Below are 22,507 nucleotides of genomic sequence, written 5' to 3'. Positions count from 1 at the left end.
AGACTCTCCCCCTCTCCCCGCAAGCGGGGAGAGGGGGAGGACCGACTCTTAATTCAGCTTCTCGATCGCAACGGCGACACCCTGGCCGACGCCGACGCACATGGTGGCGAGCGCGAGCTTGCCGCCGCGCTTTTCCATGCCATGCACGGCGGTGAGCGCGAGACGTGCGCCGCTCATGCCGAGGGGGTGGCCGAGCGCGATGGCGCCGCCATGCGGATTGACGAAGTCGGCATCATCGGCCACGCCGAGCTGGCGCATGCAGGCGATGCCCTGCGAAGCGAAGGCCTCGTTGAGCTCGATCAGGTCGAAATCGCTGATCTTCTTGCCGAGGCGTTCCATCAGCTTGCGGGTCGCCGGCACAGGTCCGATGCCCATGATGCGCGGCGGCACGCCGGCCGAGGCGAGGCCGAGAATACGCGCGCGCGGCGTCAGACCATGCTTCTTCACCGCGGCCTCTGAGGCCAGGATCATCGCGGCCGCGCCGTCATTGACGCCGGAGGCATTGCCGGCGGTGACCGTGCCGGGATTGCGCACGATCGGCTTCAGCTTGGCGAGGCCCTCCAGCGTGGTCTCGGGCCGCGGATGCTCGTCCTTGTCGACGGTGATGGGACCGGCCTTGCCGCCGGGAATGGTGATCGGGATGATTTCTTCGGCGAAATAGCCGGCGGCGATCGCCTTGCCGGCGCGCTGCTGCGAGCGGATGGCGAAGGCGTCCTGGTCGGCGCGCGAGACCTGGAATTCCTCGGCGACGTTCTCGCCGGTCTCCGGCATGGCATCGACACCATATTGCGCCTTCAGCAGCGGATTGATGAAGCGCCAGCCGATCGTGGTGTCGAAAATCTCGGCCGAGCGCGAGAAGGCTTCCTGCGCCTTGCCCATCACGAAGGGCGCGCGCGTCATCGACTCGACGCCGCCGGCAATGGCGAGCTCGATCTCGCCGGAACGAATGGCGCGCCCCGCAGCGCCGACCGCATCGAGGCCGGAGGCGCAGAGGCGGTTCAGGGTCTGGCCGGGAACCGAATCCGGCAGACCCGCAAGCAACAGCGCCATGCGCGCGACGTTGCGGTTGTCCTCGCCGGCCTGGTTGGCGCAGCCGAAGAAGACTTCGTCGACCTGTGCCCAGTCGAGATTGGGATGCTTGGCCATCAGCGCCTTGATCGGGGCTGCGGCCAGATCGTCGGCACGCACCTTGGCGAGTGAGCCGCCGAAGCGGCCGATCGGGGTCCGCACGGCATCGCAGATAAAGACGTCACGCATCGCTGTTCTCCCTGAATGCCGCGGTTCGGCCCAAATTCTTCAATGTCGGCGGAGTTTTAGGAGGGCGCCCGCGGCAGGTCAATTGACGGTTTCGCGCGCGATTTGCAGGGGCCTGCCCTCCGCAGCGCATGCCGCACTGCGGACAACGTGGAAAACCCGTTCCTCCCAGCCAAAGCGATAGGAGCCGGAGACGAAATTTTGTAGGTTGCGCCGCCCATGACAATGCAACAGCCGATACAAGCACCGCCCCCCGACGACGTCCCCGCGCAGCCGTCGGAAGCCGCGGCGCGCGTGACGCCGATGATGGAACAGTATCTGGAGATCAAGGCAGCGCATCAGGGCCTCTTGCTGTTCTACCGGATGGGCGATTTCTACGAATTGTTCTTCGAGGATGCCGAGATCGCCTCCAGGACGCTCGGCATCGTCTTGACCAAGCGCGGCAAGCATCAGGGCGCCGACATCCCGATGTGCGGCGTGCCGGTCGAGCGTTCCGAGGACTATCTGCATCGTCTGATCTCCGCCGGCCACCGCGTCGCAGTGTGCGAGCAGACCGAAGATCCTGCGGCTGCGAAAGCGCGCGGCAACAAGAGCGTGGTGCGCCGCGGCGTGGTGCGGCTGGTGACGCCGGGCACGCTGACCGAGGATAATCTGCTCGATGCGCGCGCCAACAACTATTTGCTGGCGATCGCGCGCGCTCGCGCCTCCGGTGGCGGCGACCGCTTCGGCCTTGCCTGGATCGACATCTCGACCGCCGAATTCACCGTGATGGAATGCTCCGGCGGCGAGCTCGCCGCGACGCTGGCGCGCATCAATCCGAACGAGGCCATCGTCACCGATGCCCTCTATAGCGACAACGAGCTGGGACAGACCCTGCGCGAGCTGCCGGCGGTGACGCCGCTGACCCGTGACGTGTTCGACGGCGCCACCGCCGAGAAACGGCTGTGCGACTATTTCGCGGTCGCGACCATGGATGGCCTCGCGCAGCTCACGCGTCTCGAAGCAACCGCTGCGGCCGCCGCCGTCACCTATGTCGACCGCACCCAGGTCGGCAAGCATCCGCCGCTGTCGCCGCCCGCGCGCGAGGCGTCCGGCGCGACCATGGCGATCGATCCGGCCACGCGTGCCAATCTCGAGCTGACGCGGACGCTCGCGGGCGAGCGCCGCGGCTCGCTGCTCGACGCGATCGACTGTACCGTGACGTCGGCGGGCTCGCGTCTGCTGGCGCAGCGGTTGGCGGCGCCGCTGACGGATGCGCCCGCCATCGCGCGGCGGCTCGACGCCGTCAGCACCTTCGTTGCCGATTCCGCGGCGCGCGAGGACATCCGCAGCATCTTGCGCGGCGCGCCCGACATGTCGCGGGCGCTGGCCCGCCTCTCGGTCGGCCGCGGCGGTCCGCGCGACCTTGCGGGGCTGCGCGACGGCATCGTCGCCGCCGACCAGGTGCTGGCGCGACTTGGCGAGCTCGACCAGCCGCCGCAGGAGCTCGCGCTGGTGATGGCGGCGCTGCAAAAGCCCTCGCGCGAGCTGGCGGCGGAATTCACCCGCGCGCTCGACGAGCAGCTGCCGCTGATCAAGCGCGACGGCGGCTTCGTGCGGCAGGGCTATGAGCCCGCCCTCGACGAAGCACGCAATTTGCGCGACGCCTCGCGCCTGGTCGTAGCCTCGATGCAGGCCCGCTACGCGGACCAGACCGGCGTCAAGGGCCTCAAGATCCGGCACAACAACGTGCTCGGCTATTTCGTCGAGGTCACCGCGCAGCACGGCGACAAGCTGACGTCGGCGCCGCTGAACGCCACCTTCATCCATCGCCAGACCCTGGCGGGCCAGGTGCGCTTCACGACGTCCGAGCTCGGCGAGATCGAAGCCAAGATCGCAAATGCCGGCGACCGCGCGCTCGGCCTCGAGCTCGAGATTTTCGAGCGGCTGTCGGCGAAGGCGATGGCGATCAGCGACGATCTCCGCACCGCCGCTCACGCCTTCGCCCTGCTCGACGTTGCAACGTCACTCGCAAAGCTGGCGGTCGACGACAATTATGTGCGACCCGACGTGGACGACTCCCTCGGCTTCGCGATCGAAGCCGGCCGCCATCCCGTGGTCGAGCAGGCCTTGAGGCGCAATGGCGAGCCGTTCATTGCCAATGCCTGCGATCTGTCGCCTGCGCCTGGCCAAAAGTCCGGCCAGCTCTGGTTGCTCACCGGCCCCAACATGGCCGGTAAATCGACCTTCCTGCGCCAGAACGCGCTGATTGCGCTGCTCGCCCAGATCGGCAGCTTCGTGCCGGCGACGCGCGCGCGGATCGGCATCATCGACCGCCTGTTCTCGCGCGTCGGCGCCGCGGACGACCTCGCCCGCGGCCGCTCCACCTTCATGGTGGAGATGGTCGAGACCGCTGCGATCCTCAACCAGGCCGGCGAGCGCTCGCTGGTGATCCTCGACGAGATCGGCCGCGGCACCGCGACCTTCGACGGCCTTTCGATCGCCTGGGCCGCGATCGAGCATCTGCACGAGAGCAACCGCTGCAGGACGCTGTTCGCGACGCATTATCACGAGCTGACCGCGCTCTCGGCCAAGCTGCCGCGCATGTTCAACGCCACCGTGCGGGTGAAGGAGTGGCAGGGCAACGTCGTGTTCCTGCACGAGGTGCTGCCGGGCTCGGCCGACCGCTCCTACGGCATCCAGGTCGCAAAACTCGCCGGCCTGCCGCCGGCCGTGATCACGCGTGCGAAATCGGTGCTGTCGAAGCTCGAGGCGCAGGACCGCGGCCAGACCGCGCGCGCGCTGGTGGACGATTTGCCGCTGTTCGCGGTGCCCTCCCGCGCCGCGGCGGAAGCTGCCCCGCCGAGCGAAGCCGAGCTGCTGATGGAAGCGGTGAAGGCGCTGCACCCCGACGAGATGTCGCCGCGCGAGGCGCTGGATGCGCTGTATGCGTTGAAGGCCAAGCTGCCGAAGTCGTGACGGTGCAGCAGCTGCCGTATGGCGGACAAAACGGAGCGTGCCCACGCGTATCGGCTGGACGCGGAGAGATGGTGGGCACGGCGCGCAAAGAGCGCGCCTTTGCCTACCCTACCATTCCTGCGTGAAACTACGCTCTCGCCGCGATCGCGGCCGCTTCCGCCGCCGCGCGCTGCATGCTGGTCGACATCTCGTTCGTCACGGTGCTCTGCTCCTCGATGGCCGCAGCGGTCGAGGTCACGTATTCGCTGACATTGTTGATCGCCTGCTTGATCGAGCCGAGCGCGCTGACGACGTCGCCGGAGATGCCGTTGAGGCTGCCGATCTCCGCGCCGATCTTGTCGGTGGCCTGCTTGGCCTGGTTGGCGAGGCTCTTCACCTCCGAGGCGACCACGGCAAAGCCGCGGCCGGCCTCGCCGGCCCGGGCGGATTCGATCGTGGCGTTCAGCGCCAGGAGGTTGATCTGGCCGGTGATGCTGTTGATCATCTCGACGATGCCGCTCATCGACTGCGCCGCCTCGGTGAGGCGTTGCGCCTGCGCGTCGGCCGAGGAGACCTGCTCCACCGCGCTCATCGCGGTCTCGCGGGATTTGGTCATTGCCTCGGAGATCTCCCGCACCGAGGCGTTAAGCTCCTCCGAACCCGCGGCGACCGATTCCATCATGCCGCGCACGCGCTCGTTGCCCATGCGGACCAGCACCTGCTTGGTGACGTCGGTGGCATATTTGACGACCTTGAACGGCTTGCCGTTGAGATCCATGATCGGATTGTAGGAGGCCTGGATGTAGACCTCCTTGCCGCCCTTGCCGATCCGCTTGTATTCGGCCGCCTGGTACTGACCGCGGTTGAGCGCCGCCCAGAACTCACGATAAGCAGCCCCGTCCCGCTCGTTGGGGTCGACGAACATGCTGTGATGCTTGCCCTTGATCTCGGCCAGCGAATAGCCGAGCGCGCCGAGGAAGTTGGCGTTCGCGGTGATGATCGAGCCGTCCATATTGAATTCGATCACGGCCTGGGCCTTGTCGATCGCCGCGATCTGACCGGCGAGATCGGCGTTCTTCAGCTTCTCGGCGGTGATGTCGGTCGCGAACTTGACGACGCCGTAGGGCTTGCCGGTCTCGTCGAGCAGCGGATTGTAGGACGCGAGAATCCACACCTCCTTGCCGCCCTTGCCGATCCGCTTGAACTCGCCGGCCTGATAGTCGCCGCGGTTGAGCGCGGCCCAGAACTCGCGATAGGCCGTGCCGCTGCGGTCGGCCTCGGCGACGAACAGGCTGTGGTGCTTGCCCTCGATTTCCGACAACGAATAGCCGAGCGCCTTGCAGAAATTCTCGTTGGCGGTGACGATGGTGCCGTCGAGCCTGAACTCGATCACGGCCTGGGCGCGGCTGATGGCGGCGATCTTCGACGCATCCGTCATGGTCCGCATCTTCTTCGCCGTGATGTCGGTCGCGATCTTGGCGACCATCACCGTCTTCCCGTTGCCGTCGAGTACCGGATTGTAGGATGCTTCGATCCAGACCTCGTGGCCATCCTTCGCGATCCGCTTGAACTCGCGCGCCTGATACTCGCCACGGTTCAATGCAGCCCAGAACGCCTTGTACTCGGCGGTCTCGCGCTGGTCGGCCGGCACGAACATGGAGTGATGCTTGCCCTGGATCTCGCCAAGCTGATAGCCGAGGGCGTCGAGAAAGTTCTTGTTGGCCGTGATGATCGTGCCATCCAGATTGAATTCGATCATAGCCTGGGAACGGCCGATCGCATCGAGCCGCGCTTGTGCATCAATCTGGGACTTGCGACCGAACATCAAAGAATCTCCATCTCGAAATTGGGTGGATAGCTCGTAGGGGGAGTAACCGTTGCGGCGACACAGCCGTATTCAAATCTACAATTCCCGCGAGTCCCTGCGCTTTGATGCAGCTCGGACGAGTTCGCGCCGACAACTGCGGAAGCGGGTACGCTCAGCCATTCATAGGTGAAAAGCGCGAAGAAAGTTCTAATAGAAGTGTCGGAAATCGGCGGAAACGGGAACGAGCTCTGCCCGCGCCGCGATCAATCGGAGCGGCGGAACAATTTGAAATGACGCATCTCATTCAATGGCTTGCGAAGAGGTCGCGTTGATCTCGATCGTGAGATCGACCTGCAGGACACGACTTTGCGCGACGCCGCGTCGCGCTGATCCGTAGTCTCACGGCCTCCCGGTTCTACTGCGCTTGCCGCGTCTCGTGCATCGCACGCCGGCCGATTCCCCACAGCGTCAGATTCCAGACGATGCAAGTGCCGAGCGCGAGACACAGTCCGACGACGGAGCCGAACGCCACCACTGCAACGTGCAGGACGGCGATCGCCGTGCCGAATCCGAGCAGTCCCCAGGCGGAGTTGGCGAGCACGGCGGCGGTCGGTCGGCCGCCGATGCGCGGATGCAGGATCACCATGATGCTGGTGAACACCACAGGATACAGCGCGATGATGCCGCTGATGCGCGGACCGACCCAGCCCGAGGTCGAGACAACGATCGCGACCAGCGTCGCGACCAAGGCAGCCCGCATCGGCACGTCGTACCAGCGGCGCGTCACCAGCGGCATTTTCACGTGGCGATAGCGCGCCAGCAGCGGAATGCAGATACCGAAGGCGATCAGATTTGCGGCGAGCCCCGCGGTGAGCGGCCAGTCGAACTGACGGATGATCGAAGCCAGCACGATCCAGACCGCGACCGCGCTTCCGCCGCTCACCAGAAGGCTGTGCCGCTGCGCCAGCACGACATAAGTGAGGCACATGAAGATCGTCGCCGCGTTGATCGGAAGACTCGCGAGCGAGCCTTGCGCGATGAAGGCGGCGTCGTGGTCGAGTGCGAGGAAGACGTAGGAGGGGCCGGCCGAGATCGGCAAGGTCGCGACCAGCGCGCCGATCACCGGGCCCGACCGTTCGGTGATGATCGACGCCGTCACGACGAACGCCGCCGAGATCGCCATGCGCAGGAGGAGGATGAGGAGGAAGTGAAGGTCGAGGGACATTTTCGCTTCTTACCCTCCCCTGGAGGGGCAGGGTCGGCTCATATGGAGCGCAGCGAGATATGAGACGGGGTGGGGTGACAGTCTCTCGACGGACAAGGTGCCCGAGTGGAGAGATCACCCCACCCCGCTCGCGCTGCGCGCGATCGACCCTCCCCCTCCAGGGGAGGGTAAGGCAGTCACATCCGCTGCATCGACACCGAGACCTTCGGGCCGTTCTTGATGGTCTGATAGACCACGCAATAGCGCTCGGTGAGCTTGAGCAGGAGATCGAGCTTGTCCTGCGGCGCGTCAGTGTCGACCTCGAAGCGCAGACGGATCTCGGCGAAGCCCACCGGGGTCTCCTTGTCGACGCCGAGCGTGCCGCGGAAATCCAGATCGCCCTCGGCATAGACGTTGCCGGTCTTCAGGGGCACCTCGATCGCGGTCGCGACCGATTTCAGGGTGACACCGGCACAGGCGACCAGGGCTTCGAGCAGCATGTCGCCGGAGCAGAGCTCGAGGCCGGAGCCGCCGGTGGCGGGATGCAGGCCGGCCATCGCGATGGCGCGGCCAGTCTCGACCTTGCAGGCGATGCCTTCGCCATCGGTGGAGCCCTTGGCCTTCAGCGTGATCAGCGCGGTCTTGGGGTCGGTCTTGTAGCGCTCCTTGATCGGAGCCTGCATCTGGCGCAGCTCTGCAGCGTCCATGTTCGTTCTCTCCCGGATAATTGCTCCTCGATGTACCGGGTCAGCGCGAAATTGTCACCACCACATGGCCTGACCGGGACCCTGGGTTGCGTCACGGTCGGGCACGCTGCGATCGAGCGAACGGTCGAGTGACGTCAGCACACTTCGCTTGAAAGTCTCGAACAGCGGCGAATTGCGATCGCGCGGCCGGCCGAGATTGATCTCGATCTGGTCGAACAGCCGGCCCGGCCGCGGCCGCATCACCAGCACGCGGTCGGCCAGCACCACGGCCTCGTCGACGTCATGCGTGACGAGGATGAGCGTCGGCCGCGTATCGGCCCAGAGATCGAGCAGATGGTCCTGGAGATCCCTGCGGGTGAAAGCGTCGAGCGCGGAGAACGGCTCGTCGAGCAAGAGCACCTCGGGTTGCGGCACCAGCGCGCGGGCGATCGCGACGCGTTGCGCCTGCCCGCCGGAGAGTTCACGCGGCCAGGCCTGCGCCTTCTCGGCCAGCCCGACGCGCTCGAGCGCGCGCACCACCTTCTCGCGCCGCTCGGCCGCGGGCAGGTCGGCAAGGCCGAAGCCGATATTGTCGGCGACGCTGAGCCAGGGCAAAAGCCTGGGCTCCTGGAAGATGATGCCGATCTTGGCATGGGGCGAAGAGATCGCCTCATTGTCGAGCGTCACCGTGCCCGAGCTGGCGCGATCGAGACCCGCGATGGCGCGGAGCAATGTCGATTTGCCGCAGCCGGAGCCGCCGATGATGGCGACGATCTCGCCTTGCCTGATCTCGGCGGAGAAGCGGGCCAGCGCCTGCACGCCGTTGGGATAGGTCTTGCTGACCCGGTCGAGCGCCAGCATCGCCTTCAGGCTCCCTTCACGCGGACGAAGGCATCCTGCCAGCGCAGGAACGGCGCCGCCGCGACCTCGATCAGCCAGTCGGTGAGCTTGCCGAGGATGGCGAAGATCACGATCGCGGCCAGGATCTGCGCGGGCTTGCCGAGCTGCTGGCCGTCGAGCAGGAGATAGCCGAGACCTTCCGAGGCGCCGATCAGCTCGGCCGCGACCACGAACATCCAGCCCAGACCAAGTCCGACGCGCAAGGACACGACATAGGCCGGCAGCACCGCGGGCAAGAGGATGCGGCGGATCATCGCGAAGCCGGAGAGGCGGAAGGTACGGCCGACTTCGACGATCTTGCGGTCGACCGAGAGGATCGCACCCATCACGCCGAGATAGACCGGGAAGAACACCCCGACCGCGATCAGCGCGACCTTCGAGGTCTCGAAGATGCCGAGCCAGAGGATGAACAGCGGCACCCAGGCCAGCGACGGGATCGCGCGCAGCGCCTGCACGGTCGGATCGAGCAGCCGCCGCGCCAGCGACCAATAGCCGGAGACGGCCCCGAGCAGCGTGCCTGCGACGACACCGAAGGCGAAACCGAGCCCGACGCGCCACAGCGTTGCGATGATGTGGCGAACCAGTTCGCCGGAACGGGCGAGCTCGGCGATGGTGGCAAAGATGCGCGAGGGCGGCGGCACCAGCCGGCCGTTCGACCAGCCGAGCCAGACCACGAGTTCCCAACCGAGCGCGAGCGCCAACGGCAGCAATGCCCCAAGCAGCGGCCGCGCATAACGCGCGGCGCGCGAGGGCGCAGCAACGTTTTCGGCCGGCTCGGAGGCTTGTTGCAGGACTGGCGCGTCGGAGATCATGGTCGTAGGAAGCGCGTCTGGTTGGGGAATGCAAGGGAGTGCGGCAATCTCCGCCGGAGTCTGTTGCGGGCGCGCGCCTCTTCCCGCCTGCGTAGCCCGGATGGAGCGCAGCACAATCCGGGAATCTTGCCGCCAGCGAAAAAGACCCGGATTTCGCTGCGCTCCATCCGGGCTACAGGCCGACCTCAATTCGTCGGCAACGGCACCTGATCGTCGATCAACGCATCCAGCGTCGCCTTCACGTCGACCTTGGCATCGACGACGCCGGCCTGCTGCAGCGCGAGGCCCGCGGCGAGGATCGACTCGCGCTGCGGCGCGCCGATGCGGCTGTGGGTGAGCTCGGTGCGCTCCTTGAGCTGCTTGTCGACCACCGCTTCGGGGAGCTTCGTCACGGCGATGAAGGTCTTCTTCAGCTCGTCGTAATTCGCCAGCGAATATTTTCGCGCCTCTTCATACACCGCAAGCACGCGGCGGGCGGCGTCCGGATGGTCCTTCAGGAACTGCTCGCGCACATTGAGGATGCCCCAGGTGTTGGCGTCAGCCTTGCGATAGAACAGCTTGGCGCCTTCCTCGACCTCGGCCTGCGCCATCATCGGATCGAGACCGGCCCAGGCATCGACGTCGCCGCGGATCAGCGCGGTCTTGCCGTCGGCATGCTGGAGCAGCACCGGCGTGATGTCCTTCTCGGTGAGGCCGGCGCCAAGCAGCGCGCGCACCAGGAAAATGTGCGGATCGGTGCCGCGCGTCACCGCGACGCGCTTGCCCTTGAGGTCGGCAACGCCAGCGATCTTGGAATCCTTGCCTGTCACCAGCGCGGTCCATTCAGGGCGCGAATAGACGTAGATCGACTTGATCGGATTGCCGTTGATCTTCGCCACCAGCGCCGCCGAGCCCGCGGTCGAGCCGAAATCGATCGAGCCGGCATTGAGGAATTCGAGCGCCTTGTTGGAGCCGGCCGACTGCACCCAGGTCACGGTAATGCCGTCCTTGGCGAATTCCTTCTCGAGCAGTCCCTTCTGCTTCAGGACCATCGACACCGGATTGTAGGTCGCCCAGTCGATGCGGATCTCCTTGAGCGGATCCGCAGCCTTTGCCGCGGGGGTCACTGCGAGAGCCACGGCCCCCGCCAGCAGACGACGTCGTGAAATCTTGGTCATGCCCAGCCTCCTCCAAAACTTCATTGTTTTTCAATGAGTTATATCTAGAAATCAACGAGAAAATCCGTCCCTTGAAGGCCCGCCGGCCGAGAACAGATTTGCCCGAAGCCGCGGCTTTCCAGCATGGAACGACTATTGCCAGAGAATGGCGGGTGACAGCGCCTGTCACCTCTTATATCCGGTGAGACATGGACAGCGTTGCGACCGAGCACAGGCCCGAGGTGGATGATCGTTTCGACACGGTGCGGATCACCGCCGCGGTCGATGCGCTCGCCGAGAAGCACCAGGGACGCGAAGACGCGTTCCGCACCGCCATGGCGCAATTGCTCAAGGCCGAGCTGATCGCGTCGCGCGCCGCGGCCCAGGAGATCCTCTTGAAGGACCGTCATGGCCGTCACTGCGCCGAGCGGCTTTGCCATGTCCAGGACGAGATCATCCGCATCCTGTATTCGGCGGCGACCCGGCATCTCTATCGCTCGCCGATCCCGAGCGGCGCGGAGCGCATGGCGGTGGTTGCGACCGGCGGCTATGGCCGCGGCCTGATGGCGCCGGAATCGGACATCGATCTCCTGTTCATCCTGCCCTACAAGCAGACCGCCTGGGGCGAGCAGGTGGCAGAGGCCATCCTCTATTGCCTCTGGGACATGGGGCTGAAGGTCGGTCACGCCACGCGATCGGTGGACGAATCGATCCGGCAGGCGCGCGGCGACATGACCATCCGCACCGCGATCCTGGAGACGCGCTTCCTCACCGGCGACAAGCCGCTGTATGACGAGCTGGTCGCGCGCTTCGACAAGGAAGTGGTGCAGGGCACCGCCTCGGAATTCGTCACCGCAAAGCTCGCCGAGCGCGAGGAGCGCCATCGCCGCGGCGGCCAGTCGCGCTATCTGGTCGAACCCAACGTCAAGGACGGCAAGGGCGCGTTGCGCGACCTGCACACGCTGTTCTGGATCGCCAAATATGTCTACCGCGTCCGCGACACCAGCGAGCTGGTCGAGCGCGGCGTGTTCGACGCGCAGGAATACCGCACTTTCCGCCGCTGCGCCGATTTCCTCTGGTCGGTGCGCTGCAATCTGCATTTCTACTCCGGCCGCGCCGAAGAGCGTCTGTCCTTCGACCTCCAGCGCGAGATCGCGGTGCGGCTCGGCTACACCTCGCATCCCGGCATGCAGGACGTCGAGCGCTTCATGAAGCACTACTTCCTGGTCGCCAAGGAGGTCGGCAATCTCACCGCCATCCTCTGCGCCAAGCTCGAGGACCAGCAGGCCAAGCCCGCGCCGGTGCTGAGCCGGATGATGGCGCGGCTGCGCCCCACAGCGGCGAAGCGGCGCGTCCCCGACAGCGACGACTTCATCGTCGACAACAACCGCATCAACGTCGCGGCGCCGGACATCTTCAAGCACGATCCGGTCAATCTGATCCGGATCTTCCGCCTCGCGCAGAAGAACAACCTCGCCTTCCATCCGGATGCGATGCGCGACGTGACGCGCTCGCTCGGCCTGATCAACGCGCAAATGCGCGAAAATCCCGAGGCGAACCGGCTGTTCATGGAGATCCTGACCTCGGACAATGCCGAGATCGTGCTGCGGCGGATGAACGAGACCGGCGTGCTCGGCCATTTCATCCGTGCCTTCGGCAAGATCGTCTCGATGATGCAGTTCAATATGTATCATCATTATACGGTCGACGAGCATCTGATCCGCTGCGTCGGCTTCCTGCAGGACATCGAGCGCGGCGGCGTCGAGGAATTCACCCTCGCCAGCGACCTCATGCGCAAGATTCGCCCCGAGCACCGTGCGGTCATCTACATCACGACGCTGCTGCACGACATCGCCAAGGGCCGACCCGAGGATCATTCGATCGCCGGCGCCAAGGTGGCGCGACGGCTCTGCCCGCGGCTCGGCTTCAGCGCTGCCGACACCGAGCTCATCGCCTGGCTGATCGAGGAGCATCTGACGATGTCGACGGTCGCACAGTCGCGCGACCTGTCCGACCGCAAGACCATCGAGAATTTCGCTGCCGTGGTGCAATCAGTCGAGCAGATGAAGCTCCTGACCATCCTGACAACCGCCGACATCCGCGGCGTCGGTCCCGGGGTGTGGAACGGCTGGAAGGCGCAGCTCTTGCGCTCGCTCTATTATGAAACCGAGCCGGTGCTCACGGGCGGCTTCTCGGAAGTCGACCGGGGAAAACGCCTCACCGCCGCCTACGCCGAATTCCGCAACGCCTTCGCCGAATGGCCGGCGGAGGAGCTCGACGCCTATATCGGCCGGCATTATCCAGCCTATTGGCTCAAGGTCGAGCTGCCGCGAAAAATCCGTCACGCCCGCTTCGTCCGCTCCAGCGAGCAGGCCGGCCACAAGCTCGCGATCAATGTCGGCTTCGACGAGGTGCGCGGCGTCACCGAGCTGACGATCTTCGCCGCCGACCATCCCTGGCTGCTGTCGATCATCGCCGGCGCCTGCGCCTCCGCCGGCGCCAACATCGTCGATGCCCAGATCTACACGACCACCGACGGCCGCGCGCTCGACACGATCTCGATATCGCGGGAATACGACCGCGATGAGGACGAGGGCCGGCGCGCCACCCGCATCGGCGAGATGATCGAGGACGTGCTCGAAGGCAAGCTGCGCCTGCCCGAAGTGGTGGCGCGGCGCACCGTACGCAGCAAGGCGCGGCCGTTCGTGATCGAGCCTGAGGTGACCATCAACAACCAATGGTCGGACCGCTACACCGTGATCGAGGTCTCCGGCCTCGACCGCCCCGGCCTGCTCTACGAGCTGACCACCGCGATCTCGAAGCTCAACCTCAACATCGCCTCGGCCCATGTCGCGACCTTCGGCGAGCGCGCCCGCGACGTGTTCTACGTCACCGACCTGCTCGGCGCCCAGATCAACGCACCGACGCGCCAGGCCGCGATCAAGAGCGCGCTGACCCATGTGATGGCCACCGACAAGGCGGTTGCGGCACCGGCGGCGTAATCGTCATTCCGGGCGCAGCGCAGCGGCGACCCCGGAATGACAGAGGCCTAAACCTCCACGCCCTCGTGCCGCAGCAGCCAGCGTTTCCGCTCCAGCCCACCGCCGTACTTCACCAGCGAACCATCGGCGCCGATCAGGCGGTGGCACGGCAGCACTACGCTGATCGGGTTGGAGCCGTTGGCATGGCCGACGGCGCGAATGGCCTTCGGCGTCTCAATCTTCGCAGCGAGCGCGCCGTAGCTCATGGTGGTGCCCGCAGGAATCTGAGCGAGCGCGGTCCAGACCTTCTGCTGGAACGGCGTGCCGGCGATGCACCATGCGATACTCGCGAGCTGGCCGAGATCGCCTTCGAAATAGCCCGACAGTGCAGTCCGGATCTGTGTCGGTGCAGGCTGATCGCTCAGGTTCACTGTGCCGTAGTGCAGGCGGAGCAGCTCGCGCATGCGGTGCTCGTAATCTTCCCAGTCGAGCGCGCGTAGCGCGCCCTCGGCGTCGGTGACGAGCAAAGCAATCCCGATCGGCGTCGTCAGGCGATCGAGGCCGAAGTTGAGGGAAGTCCTTGTTGATCGGCTGGCCATTGCGGCACCATTACATCGAAACACACCCATCGCACTTGCCATGCCGTCCGTGCTACCGTCCACCCGAAAGCTGACGCTGGGGGAGCTCATCTTGATCCTGATCGCCAATGTCCTGGTGGCGCTGGTCGCCGCGCTGCATGTCCTCTTCCTGATCCTGGAGATGTTTCTCTGGGACAAGCCGCAGGGCATGAAGGTGTTTCGCAACACGCCTGAGAAGGCCGAGATTACGAAAGTGCTGGCGGCCAATCAGGGGCTCTATAACGGCTTTCTCGCCGCGGGCCTGATCTGGGGTCTCGTCCACGGCAACCCCGCCTTCGCGTTCCAGATCAAGGCGTTCTTCCTGCTTTGCGTGATCGTGGCCGGCGCCTATGGCGCCGCGACCGTCAGCAGCCGCATCCTGCTGGTGCAGGCGCTCCCGGCGGCGGTGGCGTTGGCTGCATTGTTCCTGGCTCAGCCTGTGGCCTGAGACGCTACGGCGCAGCGCCGCGATCCTTGCGCGGCGGCAAGCCTTCCTCCACAATCTTCGGCAGCGATGGCGACCGTTGCAATCAACGGGAAAAGACCATCGGCCGAAAATTCCGTCAGGAGGAACAACCCATATGAGCAATCGCAGAGCCTTCATAGCTGCCACAGCGGCGCTCGCCTTCGCGTTCTCCGCCAATCAAGCCTTCGCCCAGAAAAAATACGACACCGGGGCGAGCGACACCGAGATCAAGATCGGCCAGACCGTGCCGTTCTCCGGCCCCTATTCCGTCTACGCCAATATCGGCAAGACGCAGGCCGCTTACTTCAAGATGATCAACGATCAGGGCGGCATCAACGGCCGCAAGATCAACCTGATCCAGTACGACGACGCCTATTCGCCGCCGAAGACGGTCGAGCAGGTGCGCAAGCTCGTCGAAGGCGACGAGGTGCTGTTCACCTTCCAGCTGATCGGCACTGCAGCCAACGCCGCCGTGCAAAAATATCTCAACGGCAAGAAGGTGCCGCAGCTGCTGGCCTCGACCGGTGCGGCGCGTTTCAACGATCCCCAGAACTATCCCTGGACCATCGCCTACAATCCCAACTACGTGTCCGAGGGACGGATTTACGCCAAGTACATTCTCAAGGAGCATCCGAACGCCAAGATCGGCGTGCTCTACCAGAACGACGACATGGGCCGCGACTATCTCGCTGGCCTGAAGAGCGGTCTCGGCGACAAGGCCAACATGATCGTCGGCGAGGTCTCCTACGAGGTCACCGACCCGACCGTCGACTCCCAGGTGGTCAAGCTGAAGTCGATGGGTGTCGACGTGTTCTTCGATGCCTCCACGCCGAAATTCGCGGCACAGGCGATCAAGAAGCTCGCCGACCTCGGCTGGACGCCGGTGCACATCCTCGACATCAATGCGAGCCCGATCTCGGCAACGCTGAAGCCGGCCGGCCTCGACATCTCCAAGGGCATCATCTCGACCCAATACGGCAAGGAGCCGAGCGATCCGCAGTGGAAGGACGATCCGGGCGTGAAGGCCTTCTTCGCTTTCATGGACAAGTATTTCCCGGAAGGCGACAAGCTCAACACCGTCAACACCTATGCCTATTCGGTGGCGGAATTGCTGGTCCAGGTCCTCAAGCAATGCGGCGACGATCTGACGCGTGAGAACATCATGAAGCAGGTCGCCAACATCAAGGACTTCACCCCGAGCTTCGCGCTGCCCGGCATCAAGATCAACACTGGGCCGAACGACTTCCGCGTCAACAAGCAGATGCAGATGATGAAGTTCAACGGCGAACGCTGGGAGCTGTTCGGGCCGATCATCGAGGACACGGGACCGTCGGGCTAGGGATTATGTTGGGTGGGCTAGCGCAGCGTAACCCACCACGGTCTTTCCCCGCGGCAACATAAGAGGTGGGTTACGCCAAGCAGATGCGCTTCGCGCATCTGCTTGGCTGGCCCACCCTACAAAGGATGTGCGCCGCCCACCTTGCGTTGCAACACCCGTTCCTCCACACTCTCCCTCAGCGATGGCATCGGACGCGCAAACGCGCGCCGGGAGATCATCGGCGATAACAAATGAGGGAATTGCGAATGAGGAATGGAAAGCTGCATCTGGCCACGGCGCTTGCTCTGGCGCTGTCGATTTCAGCGGCCAATGCCCAGAAGAAATATGACCCCGGCGCCAGCGACACCGAGATCAAGGTCGGACAGACCATGCCGTTCTCGGGACCGGCGTCGGCCTATTCGTCGATCGGCAAGACGCAGGCCGCCTACTTCAAGATGATCAACGACCAGGGCGGCGTCAACGGCCGCAAGATCAACCTGATCCAATATGACGACGCCTACTCGCCACCGAAGGCCGTGGAGCAGATCCGCAAGCTGGTCGAGAGCGACGAGGTGCTGCTGACCTTCCAGATCATCGGCACGCCCGTGAACGCGGCCGTGCAGAAATATCTCAACGCCAAGAAGGTGCCGCAGCTGTTCGCGGCGACCGGGGCCTCGAGGTTCACCGACCCGAAGAACTTTCCGTGGACCATGGGCTTCAACCCCAACTATTTCGTCGAGGGCCGCATCTACGGCCAGTACATCCTGAAGGAGCATCCGAACGCCAAGATCGGCGTGCTCTACCAGAACGACGACCTCGGCAAGGACTATCTGAACGGCATCAAGGCGGGCCTCGGCGACAAGGCGGCCAAGATGATCGTGACTGAAGCCTCCTACGAGGTGTCCGATCCCACCGTCGATTCGCAGGTCCTCAAGATCAAGGATGCCGGCGCCGACCTGTTCTTCAGCGCAAGCACGCCGAAGCAGGCCGCGCAGGCGATCAAGAAGATCGCGGAGATGGGCTGGCATCCGGTCCAGATCGTCGACATCAACGCCACCTCGGTCGGCGCGGTGCTGAAGCCCGCAGGGCTCGACGCCGCCAAGGGCCTGATCAGCGTCAATTACGGCAAGGAACCGCTCGATCCGACCTGGAAGGACGACGCCGGCCTGAAGAGGTATTTCGACTTCATGGCGAAGTACTATCCCGACGGCGACAAGGATTCGAACTTCAACACCTACGGCTACAGCACGGCGCAGTTGCTGGTGCATGTGCTGAAGCAGTGCGGTGACGACCTGACCCGCGAGAACGTGATGAAGCAGGCTGCCTCGGTGAAGGACTTCGCCACCGACACCGCGCTGCCCGGCATCAAGGTCAACACCTCGCCGACCGACTACCGCGTCAACAAGCAGCTTCAGATGATGAAGTTCAACGGCGAGCGCTGGGAACTGTTCGGCCCGATCCTGGAGGATGCGGGTCCGGCGGGTTAGCGCGGTCTCGTAGGGTGGGTTAGCCGCAGGCGTAACCCACCGCTTCTGCCGCAGCGGAGACCAAAGTGGTGGGTTACGCCCGGCGGACTGCGCTTTGCGCAGCCGCCGCGCTAACCCACCCTACAAACTAAGTCGGGATCTCGCCAAAATTCTTGCCCACCGGCAGCACCGCGTGCCGGATCAGGCGCGAATCCTCCACCGCGGCCTGCCGGTGCTTCACGGCCTCGCGATAGACGGGATCGCGGATCATCTCGACGAAGGCGGCGACGCTCGGATACTCCGCGATGAAGCAATGGTCCCAGCGCTCGTCCTGCGGACCGATCAGCATCAGCTCGAACTTACCCTGCCAGACGATGCGGCCGCCGAGGCGTTCGAATACCGGGCCGCTCTCGCGGCCATAGGCGGCATAGGCTTCCGCGCCGCTCGCCTTGCGTCCGTCCGGATAGGCCGCTTCTTTCCGCAATCGCACCAGATTGAGCATGTGGATCGGGCCGGGGCGATCGTTGTCCCGGAATTGCGCGAAGATCTCCTTGGTCGGATCGATATGGCCCATGAGCGCTCCCTCTTTTTGTGCCGGCAATCCTAACGCCGCCACCTCATCAGCGGAACTGCGGGATGCGAATGACCCATCTCCTAATCGCGCGTTAACGCCGGGGTAACGGGGCCTTAAACTGCGACCGTTAGCGTCTCGGCGGGGCGGGCTGACCGGGCGTTTTGCGTATGGCGTGGGGAAAGAAAAAGGGTGGGCGGAAGGAGCCGCTGTTCGGCTTGCCCGCAGCGCTCTCCGATCTGCGCCTCACCGCGGCGGATCGCGTTCCCGGCGGCGACGACAAGCCGAAGAAATCAGCGAAATCATCAGCCAAGCGCAAAGCTGAGGATGCCGGCGACCAGCCGCCGCGCGAGCGCAAGGCGCCGGCCGGCCGCAGCGGCGCCAAGCGGCGCGCGAAGTCGCGTGGCGGGTTCGGCCTCGGCCGCCTGGTCTATTGGGGCGCGGTGCTGAGCCTGTGGGGCGTCATCGCCGTGATCGGCGTCGTGATCTATGTCGGCGCCCATCTGCCCCCGATCCAGTCGCTGGAAATCCCCAAGCGCCCCCCGACGATCCAGATCGTCGGCATCGACGGCAGCATGCTGGCGCAGCGCGGCGAAATGGCCGGCGCCAATGTCGCGCTGAACGACTTGCCGCCATATTTGCCGAAGGCGTTCATCGCCATCGAGGACCGCCGCTTCTATTCGCATTTCGGCATCGACCCCGTCGGCATCGCGCGTGCCCTCGTCACCAACGTGCTTCATCGCGGCGTATCGCAGGGCGGCTCGACGCTGACGCAGCAACTCGCCAAGAACCTGTTCCTGACCCAGGAGCGCACCATGCAGCGCAAGCTGCAGGAGGTGGAGCTCGCGATCTGGCTGGAGCGCAAGCATTCCAAGGACGAGATCCTGGAGCTTTATCTCAACCGCGTCTATTTCGGCTCCGGCGCCTACGGCGTTGAAGCTGCCGCGCAGAAATATTTCGGCAAGTCGGCCAAGAACGTCACGGTCGCCGAGGCCGCGATGCTCGCCGGCCTCGTCAAGTCGCCCTCGCGGCTTGCACCGAACCGCAACCCCGAAGGCGCCGAAGCGCGTGCGCAGATCGTGCTCGCGGCGATGGCGGATGCGAAATTCATCACCGATGCGCAGGCCAAGGCGTCGATCGGCCATCCCTCCTACAATGTGAAGCCGGCCGGCGCCGGCACGGTCAATTACGTTGCCGACTGGGTCGGCGAGGTGCTGGACGATCTGGTCGGCCAGATCGACGAGAGCATCAAGGTCGAGACCACGATCGATCCGAAGCTGCAGAGCGTGGCGGAAGCGGCCATCATCGACGAGCTCGCGGCGAAGAGCGTGAAATTCAATGTCAGCCAGGGCGCGCTGGTGGCGATGACGCCTGATGGTGCCGTGCGCGCCATGGTCGGCGGGCGGAACTATTCCGAGAGCCAGTACAACCGCGCGGTCACCGCCAAGCGCCAGCCGGGCTCCTCGTTCAAGCCGTTCGTGTATCTGACCGCGCTCGAACAAGGACTGACGCCCGACACGATGCGCCAGGACGCGCCGATCGAGGTCAAGGGCTGGCGGCCCGAGAACTACACCCACGAATATTTCGGCGCGGTGACGTTGACGCAGGCGCTGGCGATGTCGCTCAACACCGTCGCGATCCGCCTCGGCCTCGAGGTTGGACCGAAGAACGTGGTACGCACCGCGCACCGGCTCGGCATCTCCTCCAAGCTCGAGCCCAATGCCTCGATCGCGCTCGGCACGTCGGAAGTCTCCGTCGTCGAGCTGGTCGGCGCCTACGCGCCCTTCGCCAATGGCGGCTTCGCGGTGGCGCCGCATGTCGTGACACGGATCAGGACGCTGAGCGGCAAGCTGCTCTACATGCGCCAGCCCGACGAGCGTAACCAGGTCGTCGACCCCCGCTATGTCGGCATGATGAACACGATGATGCGGGAGACGCTTGTTTCTGGCACCGCCAAGAAGGCGGAGATCCCGGGCTGGCCGGCGGCCGGCAAGACCGGCACCAGCCAGGATTATCGCGACGCCTGGTTCATCGGCTACACCGCCAACCTCGTCACCGGCGTCTGGCTCGGCAATGACGACAACTCGCCGACCAAGAAGGCCACCGGCGGCGGCCTGCCGGTGGAAGTGTGGTCGCGCTTCATGAAGACGGCGCACGAGGGCGTGCCGGTGGCGGCATTGCCGAGCGCGCCAGGTGGCTGGGGCCTGTCGAACCTGGCGCAGGCGGCATCGCAGGTGTCGCCGCCGACGGCGGCTCCGGCTCCGGCGAACAACGGCGGTTATCGCCCGCCGCCCCCGACGCGCGCCAATGTGCGCCCCGAGGCAGCTGCCGGCCTGGATGGCTGGCTGATGGACCGGCTGTTTGGCGGAAACCGATAGGTGCTGCCTGAGGTCGAGGATGGCCTCAGAACAAAAATCGCGAAAACAACCCCATGCACAGTAGCCGGGGATAACGAAATCAACGGCTTGCGCGGGCAGCGCGGACGCCGGGAGTTCGCGTCTGGAAGTCAGCGGCCCGCTTCGGCAAGTACTGCCTAGCGCGGCAAGATCGACCGGGATGCACTGCCCTCGACAGCAAAAACACCAGTCTTTTCAAGCGCACGTCTCCGGTCCGGAATTTGCTCTCATAGGTTGAGCGAGTACCGAGGAGCGTTCCATGATTTCAGGTGTAGCCAACGCGGCGTTACCCCATCTGCGGCCCGCATCAACATCCGCTGCAAATGCAGCGTCCGGTCTCCAACCGGTGGCACCCGCCGCCACTGAAGCTGAGACCCGCGAATTTCGGGTCGACGTCTCCCAGGTCAAGCCGCTGTCAGGTGCCAAGGTCATATCTGCGGCGGATAATCCCGTCCTGCGCGACCTCATGGCAACGCACTGGCTGATCGCGCACCAGACGGAAGCACCTCAGTCGGTCGTCGCGGACAATGCGCCTGAGAATACCTACGCGCAGGTGAAAGTGGACGGCAAGGTGGTGGCCACGCTGTACAACGGCGGATCCTCGGTGATGACGAACGCGGCGGCCGCGAAGATCGGCAAGCTCGAAGATCCTCCGGGCTTGAGCGGACCTGATCTGGCGCAATGGCGTGCCGACAGTTACGCCGAGCTGCTCGGTGGCACGGCCGAGAAGGCCTCCACCGCGATCACGCTATCGCAATGGACACCGCGCGAGAGCGTGTCCACGACCTATAGCCGCGAACAACTCGACGCCGCCTTCCAGGCGATGCTCGCCGAGGGCCAGAAGGCCAGCGCGCAATCGCTCTACCTGGCGTCACGCACGCAGGCGGGGACGAACGCGGATTTCAGTGCGTGAGTATCGCTTGACGCTGCCGCACTCTCCGCTGTCATTCCCCGCAGGAGGCCGCAGCTTCTCGGCTCAATAACAACCGTCTCTGGAATACTGGGTCGTCCGGCCCTCGTGCGCAATTGCGCACTGGCCGGACGACGACAGTGAGTGTGGGGCGACAGCCCGCCCTAATCCTCGACCCCATAACGGTGCAGATCGTTGCCGTAGGTGTCGAGCCACTTCTTGGCGCGTTCCATCGACGGACAGACCTTGCCGCAGACGCGCCAGAACCGCGCCGAGTGGTTCATCTCGACGAGATGGGCGACTTCGTGCGCGGCGAGGTAGTCGAGCACGAAGGGCGGCGCGAGGATCAGGCGCCAGGAGAACGACAGCGAGCCGGCCGAGGTGCAGGAACCCCAGCGGCTGGACTGGTCGCGGATCGAGAGGCGCTTGACCCGGACACCGAGCTCGGCAGCGTAGGCCTCCGACGAACGCTGGAGATCCTTGCGCGCCTCGCGCTTGAGGAAGTCGCTGACGCGGCGATCGACATGCTCGAGCCCGCCTGCGACGCAGAGGATGCGTTCACCGCTGTCGCGCACCTCGGTCCACACCGTGCCGCGCGTGCTGGCGCGATGAACGATGCGATGCGGCGTGCCGCGCAGCGGTATCACCGTGCCCGGCTGGAACGGCGCGGCCTTCGGCAAGCGACCAAGACGCGCGGCGATCCACGCACCGTGACGCTGCGCGAAATCTTTGGCTTCAGCCAGCGTGCCGCGCGGCGGCATGGTGAGGATGGCTTCGCGATCGCTCGGATGAATTCTGAGCGTGTAACGGCGCGCGCGGCGGTGCCGGCGCAATCGGATGGCAAAATATTGCGATCCGTGGGTGATCAGGACGGTCTTCGGTTCGTGGGGCCGACGATAAAGGAGTGCGCGGGTGGCCATGTCTGTCAGTCCGGGGGGCAGGAGGGCGCCCGGATTCTGCCATAACCGCCGCCAGGGAAAGCGCTCGGCGCAAAAACAAATCATTTGCCCAATATACAGCGGTCTGGCGTCCGGGAGACCCTACAG

Annotated in this window: 17 protein-coding genes; 7 read left to right on the top strand and 10 right to left on the bottom strand. The window is 65.0% G+C overall.

Annotation, left to right across the window (positions count from 1 at the left end):
* Positions 1 to 48: 48 nt before the first annotated feature.
* On the bottom strand, positions 49 to 1,257 hold the full coding sequence (gene pcaF / locus SE92_RS24860) for a 3-oxoadipyl-CoA thiolase (protein ID WP_063199236.1): 1,209 nt from the start codon (positions 1,255 to 1,257) through the stop codon (positions 49 to 51).
* A gap of 216 nt (positions 1,258 to 1,473) precedes the next feature.
* On the opposite strand from pcaF, the gene mutS reads away from it, so the two are divergent.
* On the top strand, positions 1,474 to 4,212 hold the full coding sequence (gene mutS, locus SE92_RS24855) for a DNA mismatch repair protein MutS (protein WP_063199232.1): 2,739 nt from the start codon (positions 1,474 to 1,476) through the stop codon (positions 4,210 to 4,212).
* 127 nt (positions 4,213 to 4,339) lie between these two features.
* Here mutS and SE92_RS24850 read toward each other — a convergent pair whose 3' ends face one another.
* The 6 genes from SE92_RS24850 to SE92_RS24825 all read right to left on the bottom strand — a co-directional run bounded on the left by SE92_RS24850 (position 4,340) and on the right by SE92_RS24825 (position 10,757).
* The gene (locus SE92_RS24850) at positions 4,340 to 6,016 is read right to left on the bottom strand and encodes a methyl-accepting chemotaxis protein (RefSeq protein ID WP_157095659.1); all 1,677 of its coding nucleotides are present in this window, start codon (positions 6,014 to 6,016) and stop codon (positions 4,340 to 4,342) included.
* Between the two features lie 397 nt (positions 6,017 to 6,413).
* Positions 6,414 to 7,223 (bottom strand): hypothetical protein, encoded by an 810-nt coding sequence (locus SE92_RS24845; RefSeq protein WP_063199227.1) that lies wholly within the window; start codon positions 7,221 to 7,223, stop codon positions 6,414 to 6,416.
* Between the two features lie 176 nt (positions 7,224 to 7,399).
* On the bottom strand, positions 7,400 to 7,909 hold the full coding sequence (locus tag SE92_RS24840; RefSeq protein WP_063199224.1) for an OsmC family protein: 510 nt from the start codon (positions 7,907 to 7,909) through the stop codon (positions 7,400 to 7,402).
* Between the two features lie 54 nt (positions 7,910 to 7,963).
* The gene (locus SE92_RS24835) at positions 7,964 to 8,749 is read right to left on the bottom strand and encodes an ABC transporter ATP-binding protein (protein WP_063199223.1); all 786 of its coding nucleotides are present in this window, start codon (positions 8,747 to 8,749) and stop codon (positions 7,964 to 7,966) included.
* A gap of 5 nt (positions 8,750 to 8,754) precedes the next feature.
* On the bottom strand, positions 8,755 to 9,600 hold the full coding sequence (locus tag SE92_RS24830) for an ABC transporter permease (RefSeq protein ID WP_063199220.1): 846 nt from the start codon (positions 9,598 to 9,600) through the stop codon (positions 8,755 to 8,757).
* A 185-nt stretch (positions 9,601 to 9,785) separates the two neighbouring features.
* Positions 9,786 to 10,757 carry an aliphatic sulfonate ABC transporter substrate-binding protein gene (locus tag SE92_RS24825; RefSeq protein ID WP_063199217.1) on the bottom strand — a complete coding sequence of 324 codons (972 nt, stop codon included), beginning with the start codon at positions 10,755 to 10,757 and terminating at the stop codon, positions 9,786 to 9,788.
* A gap of 188 nt (positions 10,758 to 10,945) precedes the next feature.
* On the opposite strand from SE92_RS24825, the gene SE92_RS24820 reads away from it, so the two are divergent.
* Positions 10,946 to 13,738 (top strand): [protein-PII] uridylyltransferase, encoded by a 2,793-nt coding sequence (locus SE92_RS24820; RefSeq protein ID WP_063199215.1) that lies wholly within the window; start codon positions 10,946 to 10,948, stop codon positions 13,736 to 13,738.
* 47 nt (positions 13,739 to 13,785) lie between these two features.
* Here SE92_RS24820 and SE92_RS24815 read toward each other — a convergent pair whose 3' ends face one another.
* Positions 13,786 to 14,316 carry a methylated-DNA--[protein]-cysteine S-methyltransferase gene (locus SE92_RS24815; protein WP_063199212.1) on the bottom strand — a complete coding sequence of 177 codons (531 nt, stop codon included), beginning with the start codon at positions 14,314 to 14,316 and terminating at the stop codon, positions 13,786 to 13,788.
* A gap of 40 nt (positions 14,317 to 14,356) precedes the next feature.
* On the opposite strand from SE92_RS24815, the gene SE92_RS24810 reads away from it, so the two are divergent.
* The 3 genes from SE92_RS24810 to SE92_RS24800 all read left to right on the top strand — a co-directional run bounded on the left by SE92_RS24810 (position 14,357) and on the right by SE92_RS24800 (position 17,605).
* Positions 14,357 to 14,782 (top strand): DUF1304 domain-containing protein, encoded by a 426-nt coding sequence (locus SE92_RS24810; protein WP_063199210.1) that lies wholly within the window; start codon positions 14,357 to 14,359, stop codon positions 14,780 to 14,782.
* Between the two features lie 133 nt (positions 14,783 to 14,915).
* Complete coding sequence (locus tag SE92_RS24805; protein WP_063199207.1) at positions 14,916 to 16,139, top strand: ABC transporter substrate-binding protein; 1,224 nt, start codon at positions 14,916 to 14,918, stop codon at positions 16,137 to 16,139.
* Between the two features lie 245 nt (positions 16,140 to 16,384).
* A complete protein-coding gene (locus tag SE92_RS24800; RefSeq protein WP_063199205.1) occupies positions 16,385 to 17,605 on the top strand; it encodes an ABC transporter substrate-binding protein in 1,221 nt (406 codons plus the stop codon).
* A gap of 127 nt (positions 17,606 to 17,732) precedes the next feature.
* Here SE92_RS24800 and SE92_RS24795 read toward each other — a convergent pair whose 3' ends face one another.
* Positions 17,733 to 18,158, bottom strand: a complete 426-nt coding sequence (locus tag SE92_RS24795; protein ID WP_063199202.1) for a DUF1330 domain-containing protein — start codon at positions 18,156 to 18,158, stop codon at positions 17,733 to 17,735.
* A 167-nt stretch (positions 18,159 to 18,325) separates the two neighbouring features.
* On the opposite strand from SE92_RS24795, the gene SE92_RS24790 reads away from it, so the two are divergent.
* Positions 18,326 to 20,533, top strand: a complete 2,208-nt coding sequence (locus SE92_RS24790) for a transglycosylase domain-containing protein (RefSeq protein WP_063199199.1) — start codon at positions 18,326 to 18,328, stop codon at positions 20,531 to 20,533.
* A gap of 277 nt (positions 20,534 to 20,810) precedes the next feature.
* Positions 20,811 to 21,464 carry a hypothetical protein gene (locus SE92_RS24785; RefSeq protein ID WP_157095657.1) on the top strand — a complete coding sequence of 218 codons (654 nt, stop codon included), beginning with the start codon at positions 20,811 to 20,813 and terminating at the stop codon, positions 21,462 to 21,464.
* Between the two features lie 161 nt (positions 21,465 to 21,625).
* On the opposite strand, the gene SE92_RS24780 is transcribed toward SE92_RS24785, so the two are convergent.
* The gene (locus SE92_RS24780; RefSeq protein WP_063199194.1) at positions 21,626 to 22,465 is read right to left on the bottom strand and encodes a M48 family metallopeptidase; all 840 of its coding nucleotides are present in this window, start codon (positions 22,463 to 22,465) and stop codon (positions 21,626 to 21,628) included.
* Positions 22,466 to 22,507: the final 42 nt, after the last annotated feature.

The organism is Bradyrhizobium sp. AT1, assembly GCF_001590795.1.
Classification (GTDB): Bacteria; Pseudomonadota; Alphaproteobacteria; order Rhizobiales; family Xanthobacteraceae; genus Bradyrhizobium.
This window is presented reverse-complemented; position numbering and strand designations above follow the sequence as displayed.